Raw genomic sequence first — 18,146 nt, forward strand, 5'->3', positions numbered from 1 at the left:
CGCTGGCGGCCTGTGGGTGCATTTCGTGGAGCCATGGGTCCTCTCTCGTGCGTGCACAGTCTTGCAGGGGCCTGTGAAGCGGTCCAGCGAGTCAAATAACGACTCACTCATTCGTGGAAAAGTGCTCACACGTGAGTCGCAGTGCCTTAGTTTGTGACCTGCGCCGCCGACGTGACCGTGTGTTAAGGAAGTGCACCGATCCACCCCGCCCACCCGGGAAGGCGGGCCCCGGATCGGCATTGCCACCGCCACCACGGCAGCAACCGCCCGTGGCGCACGTCCACTTGTCACCACTCGCACGCACCCAGGAGGTGCCCGTGAGGGCTGAATCCACCCCCTGCACCCCGTACGCCCACCACCCCGCCCCCATCCCGTTCGCTGAACCCTGGCAGTACGAGCTCGCCTTCCCCTGCGACCCGCGCAGCCCCCGCATCGCCCGTACGACCCTCCGCGCCATCCTCGGTGCCCACGAACTGACCGAACTCAGTTATCGCGCCGAGCTGTTGACGTCCGAGCTGACCACCAATTCCGTGCAGCACACCAAAGGGCCTGCCGCCGTCCGGCTTCAGTGGCGGCACCCCGTGCTCCGGATCAGCGTCTGGGACATGAGCCCGGACCTGCCCAAGCCGTACGCCCCGCCCGCCGACCCCCACGCCGAAGCCGGGCGTGGCATGGCCATCCTCGAACTCGTCGCCGACCGCTGGGGCGGGTGTGCCATAGGGGAGGGGGCGTACGGGCCGGGCGGCAAGACCGTCTGGTTCGAGCTCGGGCTCGGAGCCTGAGCGCGGCGACGGCGATGCCCCGCTCGGCCACGTCCGCCCCCTGTACGGGCGTGGCCGAGCGGGGCGGACCGTGGGTTCAGGAGGCCTGGCGTACGTACACGTCCCTGGCGAAGAAATCCGCCAGGACTGGGGTCATCGCCTGGGGCGCCGGATCGCGCGTCTGGCCCGTCAGGGTGTGGCGGCGGGCGCGCGGGAGAGCCTCCGCCAGGGCGCGGGGCGCGAGCCGGGCCGGGGTGGGGCTGAGGCCGCCGCAGACCACCAGCGTGCGCGCTGTGACAGACGCGAACCGCTCGGCCGGGATTGCGCCGTTGCCGAGAATCGCATCGTCGTACCCGAGCGTGTGCGCCATCGACACCAGGCCGCGCCACAGCGGTGCGCGCCGCATCCGGGCGATCATGTCGGCCGGTACACCCGTCACGGACAAGAACAACGAGCGGTGACTGACGATCAGTCGGAGATGGTCTCGGTGTCGTAGAAGCAGAAGTGGTCCTTGATCGCGGCGACTTCGGGCTTGGGTTCCGGATACGCCCAGACGAGATCGGCCGCGTCCGGCAGAGACCAGTAGGAGGCATCGCCCTTGAATGGGCAGTGGGTGTGGGTGTCCGAAACCGTCAGGAGTTCTGTACGGACGTCCTCGGGCGGCAGGTAGTAGCGGACCGGACAGCCCGTCTCGCGCAGGACGAGCGGGCGCCGGCTCTCGGCGAGCACGCGCCCGTCGCGCACCACACGTACATGCTCGGTGCCGGGTTCGACGGTGATGATGTGTCCTCGTGTGGAAGTCATGTCTGGTTCAGCAGCGTCGCGGGCCGGTTTCTTCCCCGGGCGGACGGCCGGATTTCCACCCGCCTGCCCGGGAGTGTCAGAGGTGGCCTTTACGGTGTCCGCATGAACATCTGCGTTTTCCTCTCCGCCGCCGACCTCGACGACCGCTACACCCAGCCCGCCCGCGAATTCGCCGAAATGCTCGGCCGGGGCGGACACACACTGGTCTGGGGAGGGTCGGAGAGCGGGCTGATGAAGGTCGTCGCCGACGGGGTGCAGGAAGCGGGCGGACGGCTGGTCGGGGTGTCGGTCGACTTCCTGGCCGCGAAGGCGCGTACCAATGCGGACGAGATGGTGATCGCGCGCGATCTCGCCGAGCGCAAGGCGCTGCTCCTGGAGAAGGCCGACGCGGTCGTGATCATGGTGGGGGGCACCGGGACGCTCGACGAGGCGACCGAGATCCTGGAGCTGAAGAAGCACGGCAAGCACGACAAGCCGGTGGTCCTGCTCAACACGGCGGGCTTCTACGACGGGCTGCGCCAGCAGTTCCAGCGCATGGAGGATGAGGGCTTCTTGCCCCTCCCGCTGACCGACCTGGTGTTCTTCGCGAAGGACGGCGTGGGCGCCCTGGCCTACCTGGAGGAGGGTTCCGGCTTGCGGTGAAGCGGCGGCGGGGAGTGAGGGGAGTGCGGGCGTGAGGGTAGCTTGATCGGGCGGGATGTGAGTCGGCCGGGCGAGATCGGACGGGGCCCGATCTGGCCGGATGCGATCGGGTGGGATGCGATCATGGGGGCATGCCCACTCATGTCATCACCGGCGCCGGTTCCGGCATCGGTGCAGCCGTCACCCGTCGTCTCCTGGAGCGCGGTGACGAGACCGTGCTGCTGGCTCGCGACGCCGGCCGAGCGAAGGAGCTGGCCGCGCTCCACCCCGGCGCTCGCACGCTCGTCGGTGACCTCTCCAACCCGGACCGGCTCTCCTGGGCGCTCGCCCAGCAGGCGATGCCGGAGCGGGTCGACTCGCTGCTGCACATCGCGGGCGTCGTCGAGCTCGGCAAGGTCGGTGACCTCACGCCCAAGGCGTGGCACTTCCAGCTCAACGCCAACCTGGTCGCGCCCGCCGAGCTGACCCGGCTCTTCCTGCCGCAACTGCGGGTCGCCCAGGGCCATGTGCTCTTCGTCAACTCGGGCGCCGGCCTCTCCGCGAGCGCCGAGTGGAGCGCGTACGCCGCGAGCAAGCACGGCCTGAAGGCGCTTGCCGACGCGCTGCGCCAGGAGGAGCACGGGAATGGGGTTCGTGTGACCTCCGTCTATCCGGGGCGCACCGCCAGTCCCATGCAGGCCAAGGTCCACCAGCAGGAGGGCAAGGAGTGCGACGCCTCCCGCTGGATCGACCCGGAGTCGGTGGCCACCACGATCGTGATGGCCATCGACCTGCCGCGCGACGCCGAGGTCAACGACCTCACGGTGCGACCCGGGCGCTGAGCAGCCCCGGCCCCCGACCGCCGCCGGTGGACGGGGCCGGGCACGGCCGTAGGCTTCCCGTGTGAGCGAGAAGAGCAAGTTCAGGGTTCGCCCGGCCACCGGAATCGGTTCCATGCCCGGGTCAGACGCACGGGAGGCGGCGAAGACCGTCACCGGTTCCTTCGGGGACGGCCAGGGCCTGCCGTACCTGGCCGAACTGCCGGCCCGCGGGCCCGGTGCGGACATGATCGGGCGGACCATCGGGCTGCTCGTCGACCTGTACGGCCATGTCGAGCCCAGCGGCTGGCGGATCAGCGACCGGCCCGGACGGGACACCCGCCGGGCCAGGTCCTGGCTCGGCGAGGACCTCGACGCGCTGGAGGAGTTCACCCAGGGGTACGAAGGGCCGCTCAAGGTCCAGGCGGTCGGTCCCTGGACGCTGGCCGCCGCGCTGGAACGGCGGGGCGGCGAGGCCGCGCTCGGCGACCCGGGGGCCTGCCGCGACCTGGCGGGCTCACTGGCGGAGGGGCTCCGCGCCCACCTCGCGGAGGTACGGCGCAGGATGCCCGGCGCCGAAGTGATCCTCCAACTCGACGAACCGTCGCTGACCGGCGTACTGCACGGCCGGATCCGGACGGCCAGCGGCTACCGCACCTACCGGGCCGTCGATCGCCAGGTCGTCGAGGGCACCCTGCGCGATGTGCTGGCGGCAGGCGGCGACGGCGCGACGGTCGTTCACACCTGTGCGCCCGAGGTGCCGTTCGCGCTGCTGCGCCGGGCCGGGGCCGACGGAATCTCGTTCGACTTCTCGTTGCTCACCGAGCGTGAGGAGGAGGCGATCGGGGAAGCGGTCGAGGGCGGCACGCAGCTCTTCCTCGGGGTGGTGCCGGGCACCGACCCGGCCTCGGGTGATTTGTCAGACCCGGGCGGTAGCGTCATGGGTGTCAGGACGCTGTGGCGCAGGCTGGGGCTGAATCCGGGGACTCTGACGGAGTCCGTGGTGATCACCCCGTCGTGCGGGCTCGCGGGTGCCTCGCCCGCGTATGCGCGCGCCGCGCTCGCCCACTGCGCCCGGGCCGCGAGATCGCTCGCAGACAACCCTGAGTAACGGGGCAACGGGTAACGGGAGGACGAGACGATGGCCGGCGAACAGCAGATGTCAGTGCCCGCACAGGCTCGGGAGCAGCACGCACTCCTTGCCGAGCAGATCGAGGAGCACCGCTTCCGGTACTACGTGAACGACCAGCCGGTCGTGAGCGATGCCGAGTTCGACCGGCTGATGCGCGCGCTGGAGGCCCTGGAGGAGACGTATCCGCAGCTGCGCACGCCGGATTCGCCGACACAGAAGGTCGCGGGGCCGTACCAGACGGAATTCACCTCCGTCGAGCACCGCGAGCGGATGCTCTCGCTGGACAATGCCTTCGACGACCTGGAGTTGGCGGCCTGGGGCGAGCGGATCGCCAAGGACGTCGGCACCACCGACTACCACTTCCTGTGCGAGCTGAAGGTCGACGGACTCGCGGTCAACCTCACCTATGAGTACGGGCGGCTGACCCGGGCCGCGACCCGCGGCGACGGCCGCACCGGCGAGGACATCACCCCCAATGTCCGTACGATCGCCGAGATCCCGCACCGGCTGAGGGGTGAGCGGATTCCGGCGCTGGTCGAGATCCGCGGCGAGGTCTTCTTCCCGATGGAAGCCTTCGAGGAGCTCAACGCCCGGCTCGTCGAGGCCGACGACAAACCGTTCGCCAACCCGCGCAACGCGGCGGCGGGTTCACTGCGCCAGAAGGACCCGAAGGTCACCGCCACCCGCCCGCTGCACATGGTGGTGCACGGCATCGGCGCCCGTGAGGGCTTCGACATCGACTGCCTCTCGCACGCCTATGAGCTGCTGCACGCATGGGGTCTGCCCACCGCCAAGCACAACAAGGTGGTGGACTCCCTCGACGGGGTAAGGGAGTTCATCGCGTACTTCGGCGAGAACCGGCACTCCGTGGAGCACGAGATCGACGGCGTCGTCGTCAAGCTCGACGAGATCCCGCTCCAGGGCCGGCTCGGCTCCACCTCGCGCGCCCCGCGCTGGGCGATCGCCTGGAAGTACCCGCCGGAGGAGGTCAACACCAAGCTGGTGAACATCCGGGTCGGCGTCGGACGCACCGGCCGGGTCACCCCGTACGCCCAGGTCGAGCCGGTCGAGGTGGCGGGCTCCGAGGTCGAGTTCGCCACCCTGCACAACCAGAACGTGGTGAAGGCGAAGGGCGTCCTCATCGGGGACACGGTGGTGCTCCGCAAGGCGGGCGACGTGATCCCGGAGATCCTCGGCCCGGTCGTCGATCTGCGCGACGGTACCGAGCGGGCGTTCGTGATGCCGACGCACTGCCCCGAGTGCGGTACGGAACTGAAGCCCATGAAGGAGGCCGACGTCGATGTCCGCTGTCCCAACGCGCGTTCCTGCCCCGCGCAGTTGAGGGAGCGACTCGCCTACCTCGCGGGCCGCAAATGCCTCGACATCGACCACTTCGGCTATGTCGCGGCCGCGGCCCTGACCAAGCCGCTGGAGCCCGCCGAGCCGCCGTTGCGCGACGAGGGCGATCTCTTCGGGCTGACCGTCGAGCAGCTGCTGCCGATCCGGGCGTATGTCCTGGACCCGGACAGCGGACTGCCCAAGCGCGATCCGAAGACCGGTGAGGAGAAGACGGCCTGGGTCTTCGCCAACCAGCAGGGCGAGCCGAAGAAGAACGCCCTCGCCATGCTCGACGCGGTCGCCGCGGCCAAGGAGGCCCCGCTCGCCCGGATCCTGACCGGGCTCTCGATCCGTCACGTGGGCCCGATCGCGGCCCAGGAACTGGCCCGTCAGTTCCGCTCCATCGACCGGATCGACGAGGCGACCGAACAGGAGCTGGCCGAGGCCGACGGGGTCGGTCCCATCATCGCCGCGTCGGTGAAGCAATGGTTCGCCGAGGACTGGCACCGGGAGATCCTGCGTAAGTGGCGGGAGGCCGGGGTCCGGATGGAGGACCAGGGAGCGGGGGAAGAAGTCGGGCCGCGCCCGCTCGAAGGACTCACCGTCGTCGTCACCGGCACGCTGTCCGGCCACACCAGGGATGGCGCGAAAGAGGCGCTGCAGAGCCGGGGGGCCAAGGTGACGGGTTCCGTCTCGAAGAAGACCTCCTTCGTGGTCGTGGGCGACAACCCGGGCTCGAAGTACGACAAGGCGATGCAGCTGAAGGTGCCCGTGCTGGACGAGGACGGCTTCACCGTGCTGCTCGAACAGGGTCCGGACGCCGCACGCGAGGCGGCCGTCCCCGTCGGGGAACCGGCGGAATAGGACAGATCTGCTCCGGAATGGACAGACCCCTTTCGAAGAACGGGCGGAACGGGCAGAAAGGGATAGCTCAACAGGTGGAACAGGACAGAATATTGACCGGGATTCGATGGGACGGGACCGGTCGATGGATGGGCGACGAGTGACCGGTGAACGGGGAGGCGCAGAAAGGGTGTAGGGGGACGGACAGGGTCAAGAGGTGTTGCCGAGAGGTCGAATTCACCCGATCGGCGCATACCAGATGCTGACGGCCGGTCGGTTCGCATTCGGGCAAGAGCTGTAGAGCGCTGCCCGTAGAGGCCCTCTGCGGCCTACTGTTGAGATGTGCACCTGCCGTGCCGGCCACGGGGTGGGAAACGGGTCGTGGTGGCATGGAGCCGAACCATCGGGTGACATCGGCACCGCCGGCTGTGAGAGGGACGGAATGAAACCGACCGAGAGCGCCGCACCGGTGTCGCGGCTGCAAGGTTTCGTCGGCCTCACGCCCGGAGTGGGTGCCGTCGTCGTGGTGATCGCCGTTGTTCAGCTCGCGATCGGTTTCTACCGGACCGTGAGCGAAGGACACGCACTCTTCCCCGACGGCAGGGCCGGCTGGTCCCTCGCCATCCTCACCGGCATCGTCGTCGGCCATCTCGTCGCCCTCGGACGCGACCGGTGGTGGGGCGGCACCGGTTCCGGGGCCGCCCTGACCCTTGCCGTGCTGCTGCTCTACGGCTGGGTCCCCGCGGGCCTGGTCAGTCTGGTCGTCGTCGTCCTCGTCGGCACCGCCCGCAGACATCGCTGGCGGCAGGGGCTGCTGCACGGCGCAGTGGACATCCTGGGGATAGGAGCGGCGGCCCTGGTGCTCGCCGCGTTCGGTGACGTGCAGACCGTCGAATCGCCCTGGCAGCCACTCGACTGGGGCATCGGCGCCGTGCCCGAAGTCCTGCTGGCCGCCTCCACCTATCTTCTGGTCACCCGGGTCCTGCTGTGGTACGCACGGGCACCCCAGGGCGGCGGCGTGCCGACCGTCGCCCGCACCGCCCTGCTGCGCCAGGGTCTCGTCGCGGTCGCCCTGCTCGGTATCGCACCGCTGATCTGCGTCGTCGCGACGACCATGCCCGTACTCCTGCCGCTCTTCGCGGTCCCGTTGATCGCGCTGGACTCCACCCTCTGGATCGCCAGTGCGCGGGCCGAGGAGCAGCTGCGCGATCCGCTGACCGGACTGCCCAACCGGCAGTGGCTGCTGGAACGCATCTGGACGGCCCTGGAGGACGCCGAGTCCATCGGAGCCAGATCCGCTCTCGTCCTGATCGACCTCGACCGGTTCCGTGCGGTCAATGACACTCTCGGTCATCTGGCGGGGGACAGGCTGCTCCTGCAGATAGCGGAACGTCTCAGGCTGGCGCTCCCCCGAGGAGCGGAGGCCGCGCGGCTCGGCGGTGACGAATTCGCCGTGCTCCTGCCGACCGCGGACTCCACCACCAGCGCCCAGCGGGTCGCCCGCCATCTGGTCGCCGAGCTGTCCTCCCCGCTGGATCTGGACGGTCTGACCCTGGTCCTGGAGGCGAGCGCCGGAGTCGCCGTCTACCCGGACCACGCGCTGGACGCGGAAGGGCTGCTCAGGCGCGCGGACGTGGCGATGTACCAGGCCAAGCGCGACCGTACGGGCGTGGAGGTGTACGAGTCGAAGCGCGACAGCAATACCCCGGACCGGCTCGGGCTCCTCGGAGATCTGCGGCGCGCGCTGGACGCCGGCGAGGTGGAGCTCCACTACCAGCCGAAGGTCCGCTTCGACGGCCAGGTGGCCGGCCTCGAAGCGCTGGTGCGCTGGGTGCATCCGGAGCGCGGACGGGTCCCCCCGGACGAGTTCATCGCCATCGCCGAGTCGTCCGGTCTGATGCCGCACCTCACGGAGTACGTCCTGGAGACGGCGCTGGCCCAGGTCGCCCGGTGGCGGGCACAGGGCCTGTTCGTCCCGGTCGCGGTCAACGTCTCCCCGCGCGACGTCCACACCCCCGGATTCGCGGGCGGCGTCGCGGCCCGGCTCGCCCGGCACGGCGTCCCGGCCGGCGCCCTGCAGCTGGAGATAACGGAACACGTGCTGCTGGAGGACCCGCAGCGCGCCGCCGACACCCTCGCCGGGCTCACCGGGCACGGCGTGAAGATGTCCCTCGACGACTTCGGCACGGGGTACTCCTCACTGGTCCACCTGCGCCGGCTGCCGGTCAGCGAGCTGAAGATCGACCGTTCGTTCGTGGCCCGGCTGGCCGTCGACAACGAGGACGCGGAGATCGTCCGCTGCACCATCGACCTGGCCCACTCCCTCGGACTGCTGGTCGTCGCGGAGGGCGTCGAGGACGACGAGACCTGGGAGCGGCTGCGGGATCTGCGCTGCGACGCGGTGCAGGGCTGGCTGGTCGCCGCGGCGATGCCGCCGCAGGAGACGACGGCCTGGCTGCGGGCGCGCGGTGAGCACGGGTGGCGGCGGCCCGCGGAACTGGCCGCGGCGGCCGCCGCCGCGGCCGGTGCGGCCTCCGGTGCGACCGGGGCCGCGGAGCTGGAGCACCGGCCGACGGGCCGCCCGGTGAAGCCGGGCCCGGCGACGGCCTGAGCGACCGGGTGGGGCGGGGCCGATATCAGGGTGTTCGCCCGGGTGGCGGGAGGGGGCGCGGGCGACACCATAGGATTGGGCCAAAACCACACACCAACCCCTGAGGATCGCTGCATGCCTGGCATCACGCGCGAGGAGGTCGCCCACCTCGCCCGGCTGGCGCGTCTGGAGCTGAAGGGCGAAGAGCTCGATCACTTCGCCGGTCAGCTCGACGACATCATCGGCGCGGTCGCCCGCGTCTCCGAGGTCGCCGACCAAGACGTACCGCCGACCTCCCACCCGCTGCCGCTGACGAACGTCATGCGCGCGGACGAGGTCCGTCCGTCGCTCACCCCCGAGCAGGCGCTCTCCGGCGCCCCGGCCCAGGAGCAGCAGCGTTTCAAGGTGCCGCAGATCCTGGGGGAGGACTAAACAGCCATGACGGACAACAGCACCATCATCAAGCTCACCGCGGCCGAGATCGCCGCGAAGATCGCGTCGGGCGAGCTCACGGCCGTCCAGGTCACCGAGGCCCACCTGGCCCGGATCGACGCGGTCGACGAGAAGGTCCACGCCTTCCTGCACATCGACCGTGAGGGCGCGCTCGCGCAGGCCCGCGCCGTCGACGCGAAGAAGGCGGCCGGCGAGAAGCTGGGCCCGCTGGCCGGTGTCCCGCTCGCGCTGAAGGACATCTTCACCACCGAGGGCATGCCGACCACCGTCGGCTCCAAGATCCTCGAAGGCTGGATCCCGCCGTACGACGCGACCCTCACCAAGAAGCTGAAGGCCGCCGACATCGTCATCCTCGGCAAGACCAACATGGATGAGTTCGCCATGGGGTCCTCCACCGAGAACAGCGCCTACGGCCCGACCGGCAACCCGTGGGACCTCACCCGCATCCCCGGCGGCTCCGGCGGCGGCTCCTCGGCCGCGCTCGCGTCGTACGAGGCCCCGCTCGCCATCGGCACGGACACCGGCGGTTCCATCCGCCAGCCCGCCGCCGTGACCGGCACCGTCGGCGTCAAGCCCACCTACGGCGGCGTCTCCCGCTACGGCATGGTGGCGTTCTCCAGCTCCCTGGACCAGGGCGGGCCCTGCGCCCGCACCGTCCTGGACGCGGCCCTGCTGCACGAGGCGATCGCCGGGTACGACCCGATGGACTCGACGTCCATCGACGCCCCGGTCCCGCCGGTCGTCGAGGCCGCCCGCAACGGCAGCGTCGACGGGATGCGCGTCGGCGTCGTCAAGCAGTTCGCCGGTGAGGGATACCAGGCCGGGGTCGTCCAGCGCTTCAACGAGTCGGTCGAGCTGCTGAAGTCGCTCGGTGCCACGATCGTCGAGCTGGACTGCCCGTCCTTCGACCTGGCCCTGTCGGCGTACTACCTGATCGCGCCGTCCGAGTGCTCCTCCAACCTGGCCCGCTTCGACGCCATGCGGTACGGCCTGCGCGTCGGCGACGACGGCACGAGGTCGGCCGAGGACGTCACCGCGCTCACCCGCGAGGCGGGCTTCGGCGACGAGGTCAAGCGCCGCGTCATCCTCGGTACGTACGCCCTCAGCTCCGGCTACTACGACGCGTACTACGGTTCGGCGCAGAAGGTCCGCACCCTCATCACCCAGGACTTCGAGAAGGCCTTCGAGCAGGTGGACGTCATCGTCTCCCCGACGACGCCTACCACCGCCTTCCCGATCGGCGAGCGTGCCGACGACCCGATGGCGATGTACCTCGCGGATCTGTGCACCATTCCGACCAACCTCGCCGGCAACTCCGCCATGTCGCTGCCTTGCGGCCTGGCCCCCGAGGACGGTCTGCCGGTCGGGCTGCAGATCATCGCCCCCGCCATGAAGGACGACCGTCTCTACAAGGTCGGAGCCGCCGTCGAGGCCGCCTTCGTGGAAAAGTGGGGACACCCGCTGCTGGAGGAGGCTCCGTCACTGTGAGCGCACTGACCAAGGCCAAGGGCTTCAAGAAGTCCAAGGCCGGTACGTACCTGTCCATCGGCACCACCGCCTTCGGAGCGCTGGGCGTCATCAAGCAGGCCAAGAAGGCACGCTGTGAACACGACACGCTCCAACTGATCGACGCCGTTGTCTCCGCCGCCGCCATCGCCACCGGTCTCGCCCTGCTGCTGCGCGAACTCAAGCGCCTCGGCGATGACGACGTACTGCTGGGCTGAGAGGGAAGTTTCACCGTGACTGTCACCGACCTGGTGTCGTACGAGGACGCGCTCGCGTCCTACGACCCCGTCATGGGCCTGGAGGTCCATGTCGAGCTCGGCACCAAGACCAAGATGTTCTGCGGCTGCTCGACCGAGCTCAAGCAGGACGCCAACTCCCAGACCTGCCCGGTCTGTCTCGGCCTGCCCGGCGCGCTGCCGGTCGTCAACGAGATCGGCGTCGAGTCCGCCATCAAGATCGGTCTCGCGCTGAACTGCGAGATCGCCGAGTGGTGCCGCTTCGCCCGGAAGAACTACTTCTATCCGGACATGCCGAAGAACTTCCAGACCTCCCAGTACGACGAGCCGATCGCCTACAACGGCTATCTGGACGTCCAGCTGGAGGACGGGGAGATCTTCCGGGTGCAGATCGAGCGCGCCCACATGGAGGAGGACACCGGCAAGTCGACCCATGTCGGCGGCGCCACCGGCCGTATCCAGGGCGCGTCCCACTCCCTGCTCGACTACAACCGGGCCGGTATCCCGCTCATCGAGATCGTCACCAAGCCGATCGAGGGAGCGGGCGCACGCGCCCCCGAGGTGGCCAAGGCGTACGTCGCCGAACTCCGCGAGCTCATCAAGGCGCTCGGTGTTTCGGAGGCCCGGATGGAGATGGGCCAGATGCGCTGCGACGTCAACCTGTCGCTGCGCCCCAACGGCACCGAGACGTTCGGTACGCGCTCCGAGACGAAGAACGTGAACTCGCTGCGTTCCGTCGAGCGCGCCGCCCGCTTCGAGATCCAGCGCCACGCCGCGGTGCTGAGCTCGGGCGGCACGATCGTGCAGGAGACCCGGCACTTCCACGAGGAGGACGGCTCGACCACGGCCGGCCGTATCAAGGACAACGCCGAGGACTACCGCTACTTCCCCGAGCCCGACCTGGTGCCGGTCGCCCCGGCCCGCGAATGGGTCGAGGAGCTCCGGGGCGGCCTTCCCGAGCTGCCGCGGCTGCGCCGCAAGCGGCTGAAGGAGGAGTGGGGTGTCTCCGAGCACGACATGCAGTCCATCCTCAACGCGGGCGCGGTCGATCTGATCGTCGCCACGACCGACGCGGGCGCCCCCTCGGACCAGGCCCGCAAGTGGTGGATGGGCGAGCTGGCCCGTAACGCCAACGAGACCGGCCGCGCCCTCGACGAGCTGCCGATCACCCCGGCGCAGGTCGCCAGGGTGGCCGAGCTCGTCGCCTCGGGCGACCTCAACGACAAGCTGGCACGCCAGGTCATCGAGGGCGTCCTCGCGGGCGAGGGCGACCCGGACACCGTCGTCGAGAAGCGGGGCCTGAAGGTCGTCTCCGACGAGGGCGCGCTGTCCACGGCCGTGGACGAGGCCATCGCCGCCAACGCGGCCGTCGCGGACAAGATCCGCGGCGGCAAGATCGCGGCGGCGGGCGCGCTCGTCGGCGCGGTCATGAAGGCCACCCGCGGCCAGGCGGACGCGGCCCGGGTCCGCGAGCTGATCCTGGAGAAGCTCGGCGTCGAGGGCTGACCCGGCCCCGTACACCGGGCTGTTGACGCACGTCTCCGAGGGGGCGGTGCACCCCATCGTGGGGTGCACCGCCCCCTCGCCTGTCCGTAGAGCCGAAGTCCGCCGAACACCATCACTGCCGAGATCGGCTCCGTCGTGCTCCTGCTCGGGTTGCTGACCGTACCGGCGACGCCGGCCGTGTCGACGGTGGCGCTGTGGGGATCGCTCCGGGTGATCGGGGTGTGACCCGCTACGGGGCGGCGGTTGGACTTTCCCGGCCGACCTGTTGGACGTTCACCACGGAGCCGTACGAAATCCTTCCCGAGGTCACCTCGCTTGCATAGCTTCCCGGCTGTACGACCGGACTCGGGAGGCTCACTTGACCACGGACATTTCACGGCGAAGGCTCTTCGCGCTCGGCGGCGGTTCGCTCGGTGCCGTAGCGGCGGGGTCGCTGCTGCCGCCGTCGCTGCAGGCCGCGATCGCCGCGCAGCCGGCGCCCTCGGCGGGGTCCGGCGGCGGTGACGGGCTCGAAGACATCAAGCACGTGGTGATCCTGATGCAGGAGAATCGTTCCTTCGATCACTACTTCGGCACACTCCGGGGAGTGCGCGGCTTCGGTGACCGCAACGCCGTCGAGCTGCCCTCCGGCAAGCCGGTCTTCGAGCAGCCCGCCCTGCTCGGCAGCTCCGTACTGCCGTTCCCGGTGCGGGACGCCGCCGAGACGCAGAAGAAGGACCTCCAGTACATCGGCGCGCTCGACCACTCCTGGAGCGGCGGCGGCAAGGCGTGGGCCGGCGGGTGGATGAACGGCTGGGTGACCGCGAAGACGGCCGCCACCATGGCGTACTACGACCGCCGGGACATCCCGCTGCACTACGAACTGGCCGACACCTTCACGGTCTGCGACGCCTACCACTCCTCCATCCACACCTCCACCAGCCCCAACCGCAACCACCTGTGGAGCGGGAAGACGGGCAACGAGGCGAACGGCAAGCGGGCTGTCGGAAACGACGCGTACAACGAGGGCACGCACCCGGGGTACGACTGGGGCACGTACGCGGAGCGGCTGGAGAAGGCCGGCCGCAGCTGGCGTACGTACACCGAGTGGGAGAACTTCACCGACAACCAGATCGAGTTCTTCGCCACCTTCAAGGCGATCGCCCGCAAGGCACTGGCGAAGACCGGCGGCCATACGTACATGGAGTCGTTCTACTCGGCGGTGCGGGACGCGGACGCCACCGAGCGGGAGCGGCTGTTCGGCCTGCTCGAAGAGGGTGTCGCCACCCTGGACAAGACCGAACGCGGTCTCTTCGAGCGCGCGCTGCGCCGGGTAAAGACCGGAACGCTGGCCGATGAGTTCGCCAAGGACGTGGCGGCGGGCACACTGCCCGAGGTCTCCTACCTGGTGCCCTCGGCCGTCGACTCCGAGCACCCGAGCGTGTCCTCGCCGATCCACAGCGCGACGATCGTCTACAAGGTCCTGGACGCGCTGGGCAAGCACCCCGACGTGTGGCGGCACACCGCCGTCCTCATCAATTACGACGAGAACGACGGCTTCTTCGACCACGTGCCGCCGCCCGTCGCGCCGCCCGAGGTGACCGAGGAGCAGTGGGAGGGCAAGCCCACCGGTCTCGGGATGCGGGTGCCGCTGCTCGTCGTGTCGCCGTGGACCGTGGGCGGCTACGTCTGCTCCGAGGTCTTCGACCACACCTCCGTGATCCGCTTCCTGGAGCGCTGGACCGGCGTGGCCGAGCCGAATATCAGCGACTGGCGGCGCACCGTAACCGGCGATCTGACCTCGGCCTTCGACTTCACGCGCGCGCGGCGCCGGCCCGACGTGGAGCAGCCCGGCAGCATCCCGCCTTTCAGCGGACGCTGGGCGCCGAAGCCGCCGCTCGTGCAGCACATGCCCGTACAGGAGCCCGGGGCCCGGCCGGCCCGCGCGCTGCCGTACCAGCCGGACGCGCAGGCGAAGCTGGTGGACGGGGCGGTACAGGTGGCCCTCAGCAATACGGGGCGTTCGTCGGCGCACTTCGCGCTGTATCCGTACGCGGGCGAGTTCCCCGTGCCGCAGCACCGGGATGTAAGGGGCACGGCGCGATGGACGGTGCCCCTTACCGGTACGGCGTACCGGTTCACGGTCACGGGGCCCAACGGCTTCCGGCGCGAGTTCGCCGGACCCGCGCAGGGCGGCGCCTCGGCCGGGGCCGAGGTCGCCTCACGGATCGACGCGCGTGAGCGGGATCTGCATCTCACGCTCCGCAACACGGGACGCACGACGCTCACCTTCACCGTGCGGCCGCTCGGATACGTCGACGAGGCGGATCTGCGGGACTGGACCCGGACGGTCAAGGTCAAGCCGGGACGGAGCCGTACGGTCGTGCACTCGGCGGCCGACGCGCACGGCTGGTACGACCTGGCCGTCACCGTCGACGGGGACGACGTCTTCCGGCGTCGGCTGATGGGGCACATCGAGAACGGCCGGGCGAGCGTCTCCGGCTGATCCGGGTCCGGGCGGCGGGGCGCCGTACGTCGTGGTGGGGCACGGCGTTCGGTTCCCGCCGGGACCATTTGTGAGTATGGCCACGAAAGGGGCAAACGATCACCATTGGCTGCCAGAGTGGCAGTTCTCAGGTCATGCGCTCTTTACGGGTAATTCATGTGTTGTCCCGCTAAAGAGCCACGAACCGGCAGGGAGCACGTTCGTTGGCTGCAATTGCCCGCTGGTGCATCAAGCACCGTCTCATCGCCGTACTCATCTGGCTGCTGGCCCTCGGGGGCACGGCCACCGCGGCGGGATTCGCGGGCTCCGCGTACTCCAACAACTACGACGTGCCAGGCACCGAGGCCGGCCGGGCCGCCGACCTCCTCAAGAGCGGTTTCACGAACCTGGGCGGTGACACCGACACCATCGTCTGGCACACCAGCGACTCCACCGTGCGGGCCTCCGACGTCCGTCAGACGATGACCAGCACCCTGCACGCGGTCGAGGAGCTGCCCGGTGTCGGCGCCGTCACCGGGCCGTACGGGGAGCCCGGCGCCGGACAGATCAGCGAGGACGGCCACACCGCCTACGCCACGGTCACCTTCAACCAGCTGACCGAGGACATCCCGGTGCAGCAGGTCCAGGCCGTCGTCGACACCGCGAAGGCGGCCGCCGGCCCCCACCTCCAGGTGGAACTGGGCGGCTCGGCCATAGCCGTCACCGAAGCGCCGTCCGTCCACTTCAGCGAAGCCATCGGGGTTGTCGTCGCCGCGGTCGTCCTCTTCCTCGCTTTCGGCTCGCTCGCCGCCAGCATGCTGCCCATCGCCACTGCCCTCGTCTCCGTCGGCACGGCCTACGCGGGCATCATGCTGCTCGGCCACGCGATGACCGTCGCCGACTTCGCCCCCATGCTGGGCATGCTGATAGGGCTCGGCGTCGGCATCGACTACGCACTGTTCATCGTCACCCGGCACCGCAGCGGACTACGCAGAGGCATGACGGTCACCGAGGCGGCACAGAACGCCGTCGTGACGACCGGGCGGTCCGTCGTCTTCGCCGGAGCCACCGTCTGTATCGCGCTGCTCGGCATGCTGATCCTGCGGCTCGGATTCCTCAACGGCGTGGCGATCGCCGCCTCGCTCACCGTCGTGCTGACCGTGGCCGCGTCCGTGACCCTGCTGCCCGCCCTGCTGTCCTTCATCGGCATGCGGGCGCTGAGCCGGCGCGAGCGCAGAAGACTTGCCGAGCACGGCCCGCAGCCCGAACGGCCCACCGGATTCGCCGCCCGCTGGTCCGCCTTCGTCGAACGCCACCCCAAGCTGCTCGGCGCATTCGCCACCGTGGTGATGCTGGTGCTCGCGCTGCCCACGTTCTCCCTGCATCTGGGCACCTCCGACCAGGGCAACAATCCCTCCACGTCGACCACCCGGCAGGCGTACGACCTGCTGGCCGACGGATTCGGGCCCGGCGTCAACGGCCCGTTGACGATCGCCGCGCAGATAGACGGCGCCGGCGACCGGCTCGCGATGGACGGCCTGCCGGCCACCCTGCGGGCCACCCACGGCGTGGCCTCGGCCGGCCCGGTCACGTACAGCAGCGACGGCGGTACGGCCTTCGTCACCGTCATACCGAAGTCGGCGCCGCAGTCGCAGGAGACCAGCAAGCTCGTCGAGCATCTGCGTACGGACGTCCTCCCGAAGGCCGAGGCGAACACTTCGCTCCAGGCCCATGTGGGCGGGGTGACGGCCGGTTACGACGACTTCGCCCAGGTCATCATCGGCAAGCTCCCGCTCTTCATCGGCGTCGTCATAGCGCTCGGCTGCCTGCTCCTGCTGCTGGCGTTCCGGTCGATCGGCATTCCGCTGAAGGCCGCCGTGATGAACGTGGCCGCCGTTGCCTCGTCGTTCGGAGTCGTCGTCGCGGTCTTCCAGTGGGGATGGGGGAGCGAACTGCTGGGGCTGGGCAGCTCCGGGCCCATCGAACCGTTCCTGCCGGTGATCATGGTGTCCGTGCTCTTCGGGCTCTCCATGGACTACCAGGTGTTCCTGGTGGGGCGGATGTACGAGGAGTGGCTGGAGACCGGGGACAACAGACGGGCGGTGCGGGTCGGCCTCGCCGAGACGAGCCGTGTGATCAACTCCGCGGCCGTGATCATGATTTCGGTCTTCCTCGCGTTCGTCCTCAGCGGGGACCGGGTCATCGCGATGTTCGGCATCGCGCTGGCCGCGGCCGTGGCCCTCGACGCGTTCGTCCTCCGTACGCTGCTGGTGCCCGCCCTCATGCACATGCTGGGCGGCGCGAACTGGTGGCTGCCGGGCTGGCTGGACCGGCGGCTGCCACGGATCAGCATCGACGCTCCCGAATGCGACGCGCCCCATGCGAAGATCCCGCAGGCAGCACAACCGGTGGAGCCGGTGGAAGGCGCGCAGACACTGCGCGCGGCGGAAGTGGTTCGAGAAGGAGCATGATGTTCGCGATATCCCTGGGCGACGACGGCGCGGAACTGCGTCCGCTGGAGATCTGGCAGGCGGCGGAATTCCTCGCCCACATGGACCGGGCCCGCGAGCTCGTCGACCCCTGGATCCCGTTCGCCTCCTTCGCCACCGACCTGGAGTCGGCGCGCGCCCTGCTCCAGCGGTACGCGGAGAAGCAGGCGGCGGACACGGGACGCCTCTACGGCATCTGGCTGGAGGGCACGCTCGTCGGCGGCGTCCTGTTCCGGATCTTCGATGCGGAGTCGGGGAACTGCGAGGTCGGCTGCTGGCTGGAACCGGCGGCGCAGGGCCGCGGACTGATCACCCGGGCGGCGGAGAAGCTGATCGACTGGGCGGTCCACGAGCGCGGCATGCACCGCGTGGAGTGGGACGCCTCCGCCGCGAACACCCGCAGCGTCGCCGTGGCCAAGAGGCTCGGCATGACGCGCGACGGGGTGCTGCGCCAGAACTACCTGTACCGCGGTGAGCGGCACGACTCGGAGATCTGGTCCGTGCTGGCCCCGGAGTGGCGGGCGCGGAAGCCCTGATGAGGGCGGAGCGGGGGATGGGCCGGAAACGGCTGTGGGCACGGGCCGG

General features: G+C 69.8%; 14 protein-coding genes and 1 pseudogene. 13 read left to right on the plus strand and 2 right to left on the minus strand.

The window, feature by feature from the left end; all coding sequences use genetic code 11:
• Positions 1-317: 317 nt before the first annotated feature.
• A complete protein-coding gene (locus OG936_RS25185; RefSeq protein ID WP_406497646.1) occupies positions 318-782 on the plus strand; it encodes an ATP-binding protein in 465 nt (154 codons plus the stop codon).
• A 76-nt stretch (positions 783-858) separates the two neighbouring features.
• On the opposite strand, the pseudogene OG936_RS25190 reads toward OG936_RS25185, so the two are convergent.
• Together OG936_RS25190 and OG936_RS25195 are read right to left on the minus strand one after the other, a co-directional pair.
• A pseudogene (locus OG936_RS25190) lies at positions 859-1,212 on the minus strand (alpha/beta hydrolase); the annotation flags it as partial.
• A gap of 17 nt (positions 1,213-1,229) precedes the next feature.
• Positions 1,230-1,565, minus strand: a complete 336-nt coding sequence (locus tag OG936_RS25195) for a DUF427 domain-containing protein (RefSeq protein WP_406497648.1) — start codon at positions 1,563-1,565, stop codon at positions 1,230-1,232.
• 102 nt (positions 1,566-1,667) lie between these two features.
• Here OG936_RS25195 and OG936_RS25200 point away from each other — a divergent pair, with 102 nt between their 5' ends.
• From OG936_RS25200 to OG936_RS25255, 12 genes are all read left to right on the plus strand, one after another.
• Positions 1,668-2,207: a TIGR00730 family Rossman fold protein gene (locus OG936_RS25200; RefSeq protein ID WP_406497650.1), complete on the plus strand. Its 540-nt coding sequence runs from the start codon at positions 1,668-1,670 to the stop codon at positions 2,205-2,207.
• Between the two features lie 131 nt (positions 2,208-2,338).
• A complete protein-coding gene (locus OG936_RS25205; protein WP_406497652.1) occupies positions 2,339-3,028 on the plus strand; it encodes an SDR family oxidoreductase in 690 nt (229 codons plus the stop codon).
• A 61-nt stretch (positions 3,029-3,089) separates the two neighbouring features.
• A complete protein-coding gene (locus OG936_RS25210) occupies positions 3,090-4,115 on the plus strand; it encodes a methionine synthase (protein WP_406497653.1) in 1,026 nt (341 codons plus the stop codon).
• A 30-nt stretch (positions 4,116-4,145) separates the two neighbouring features.
• Entirely contained in the window at positions 4,146-6,338 is a 2,193-nt protein-coding gene (ligA, locus tag OG936_RS25215; RefSeq protein ID WP_406497655.1) for an NAD-dependent DNA ligase LigA, read from the plus strand.
• A gap of 421 nt (positions 6,339-6,759) precedes the next feature.
• A complete protein-coding gene (locus OG936_RS25220; protein ID WP_406497657.1) occupies positions 6,760-8,928 on the plus strand; it encodes a putative bifunctional diguanylate cyclase/phosphodiesterase in 2,169 nt (722 codons plus the stop codon).
• 114 nt (positions 8,929-9,042) lie between these two features.
• A complete protein-coding gene (gene gatC / locus OG936_RS25225) occupies positions 9,043-9,339 on the plus strand; it encodes an Asp-tRNA(Asn)/Glu-tRNA(Gln) amidotransferase subunit GatC (RefSeq protein ID WP_015036350.1) in 297 nt (98 codons plus the stop codon).
• 6 nt (positions 9,340-9,345) lie between these two features.
• Positions 9,346-10,848 carry an Asp-tRNA(Asn)/Glu-tRNA(Gln) amidotransferase subunit GatA gene (gatA, locus tag OG936_RS25230; protein WP_406497659.1) on the plus strand — a complete coding sequence of 501 codons (1,503 nt, stop codon included), beginning with the start codon at positions 9,346-9,348 and terminating at the stop codon, positions 10,846-10,848.
• Entirely contained in the window at positions 10,845-11,084 is a 240-nt protein-coding gene (locus OG936_RS25235; RefSeq protein WP_266748761.1) for a hypothetical protein, read from the plus strand. The genes gatA and OG936_RS25235 overlap by 4 nt, the downstream gene beginning before the upstream one ends.
• Positions 11,085-11,099: 15 nt before the next feature.
• Positions 11,100-12,608: an Asp-tRNA(Asn)/Glu-tRNA(Gln) amidotransferase subunit GatB gene (gatB, locus tag OG936_RS25240; RefSeq protein ID WP_406497661.1), complete on the plus strand. Its 1,509-nt coding sequence runs from the start codon at positions 11,100-11,102 to the stop codon at positions 12,606-12,608.
• A 358-nt stretch (positions 12,609-12,966) separates the two neighbouring features.
• Positions 12,967-15,093, plus strand: a complete 2,127-nt coding sequence (locus OG936_RS25245) for a phosphocholine-specific phospholipase C (protein WP_406497663.1) — start codon at positions 12,967-12,969, stop codon at positions 15,091-15,093.
• A gap of 203 nt (positions 15,094-15,296) precedes the next feature.
• Complete coding sequence (locus tag OG936_RS25250) at positions 15,297-17,543, plus strand: MMPL family transporter (protein WP_406497665.1); 2,247 nt, start codon at positions 15,297-15,299, stop codon at positions 17,541-17,543.
• Positions 17,543-18,097 (plus strand): GNAT family N-acetyltransferase, encoded by a 555-nt coding sequence (locus OG936_RS25255; protein ID WP_406500603.1) that lies wholly within the window; start codon positions 17,543-17,545, stop codon positions 18,095-18,097. The genes OG936_RS25250 and OG936_RS25255 overlap by 1 nt, the downstream gene beginning before the upstream one ends.
• Positions 18,098-18,146: the final 49 nt, after the last annotated feature.

The organism is Streptomyces sp. NBC_00846, assembly GCF_045207325.1.
In the GTDB taxonomy this organism is placed as follows: domain Bacteria; phylum Actinomycetota; class Actinomycetes; order Streptomycetales; family Streptomycetaceae; genus Streptomyces.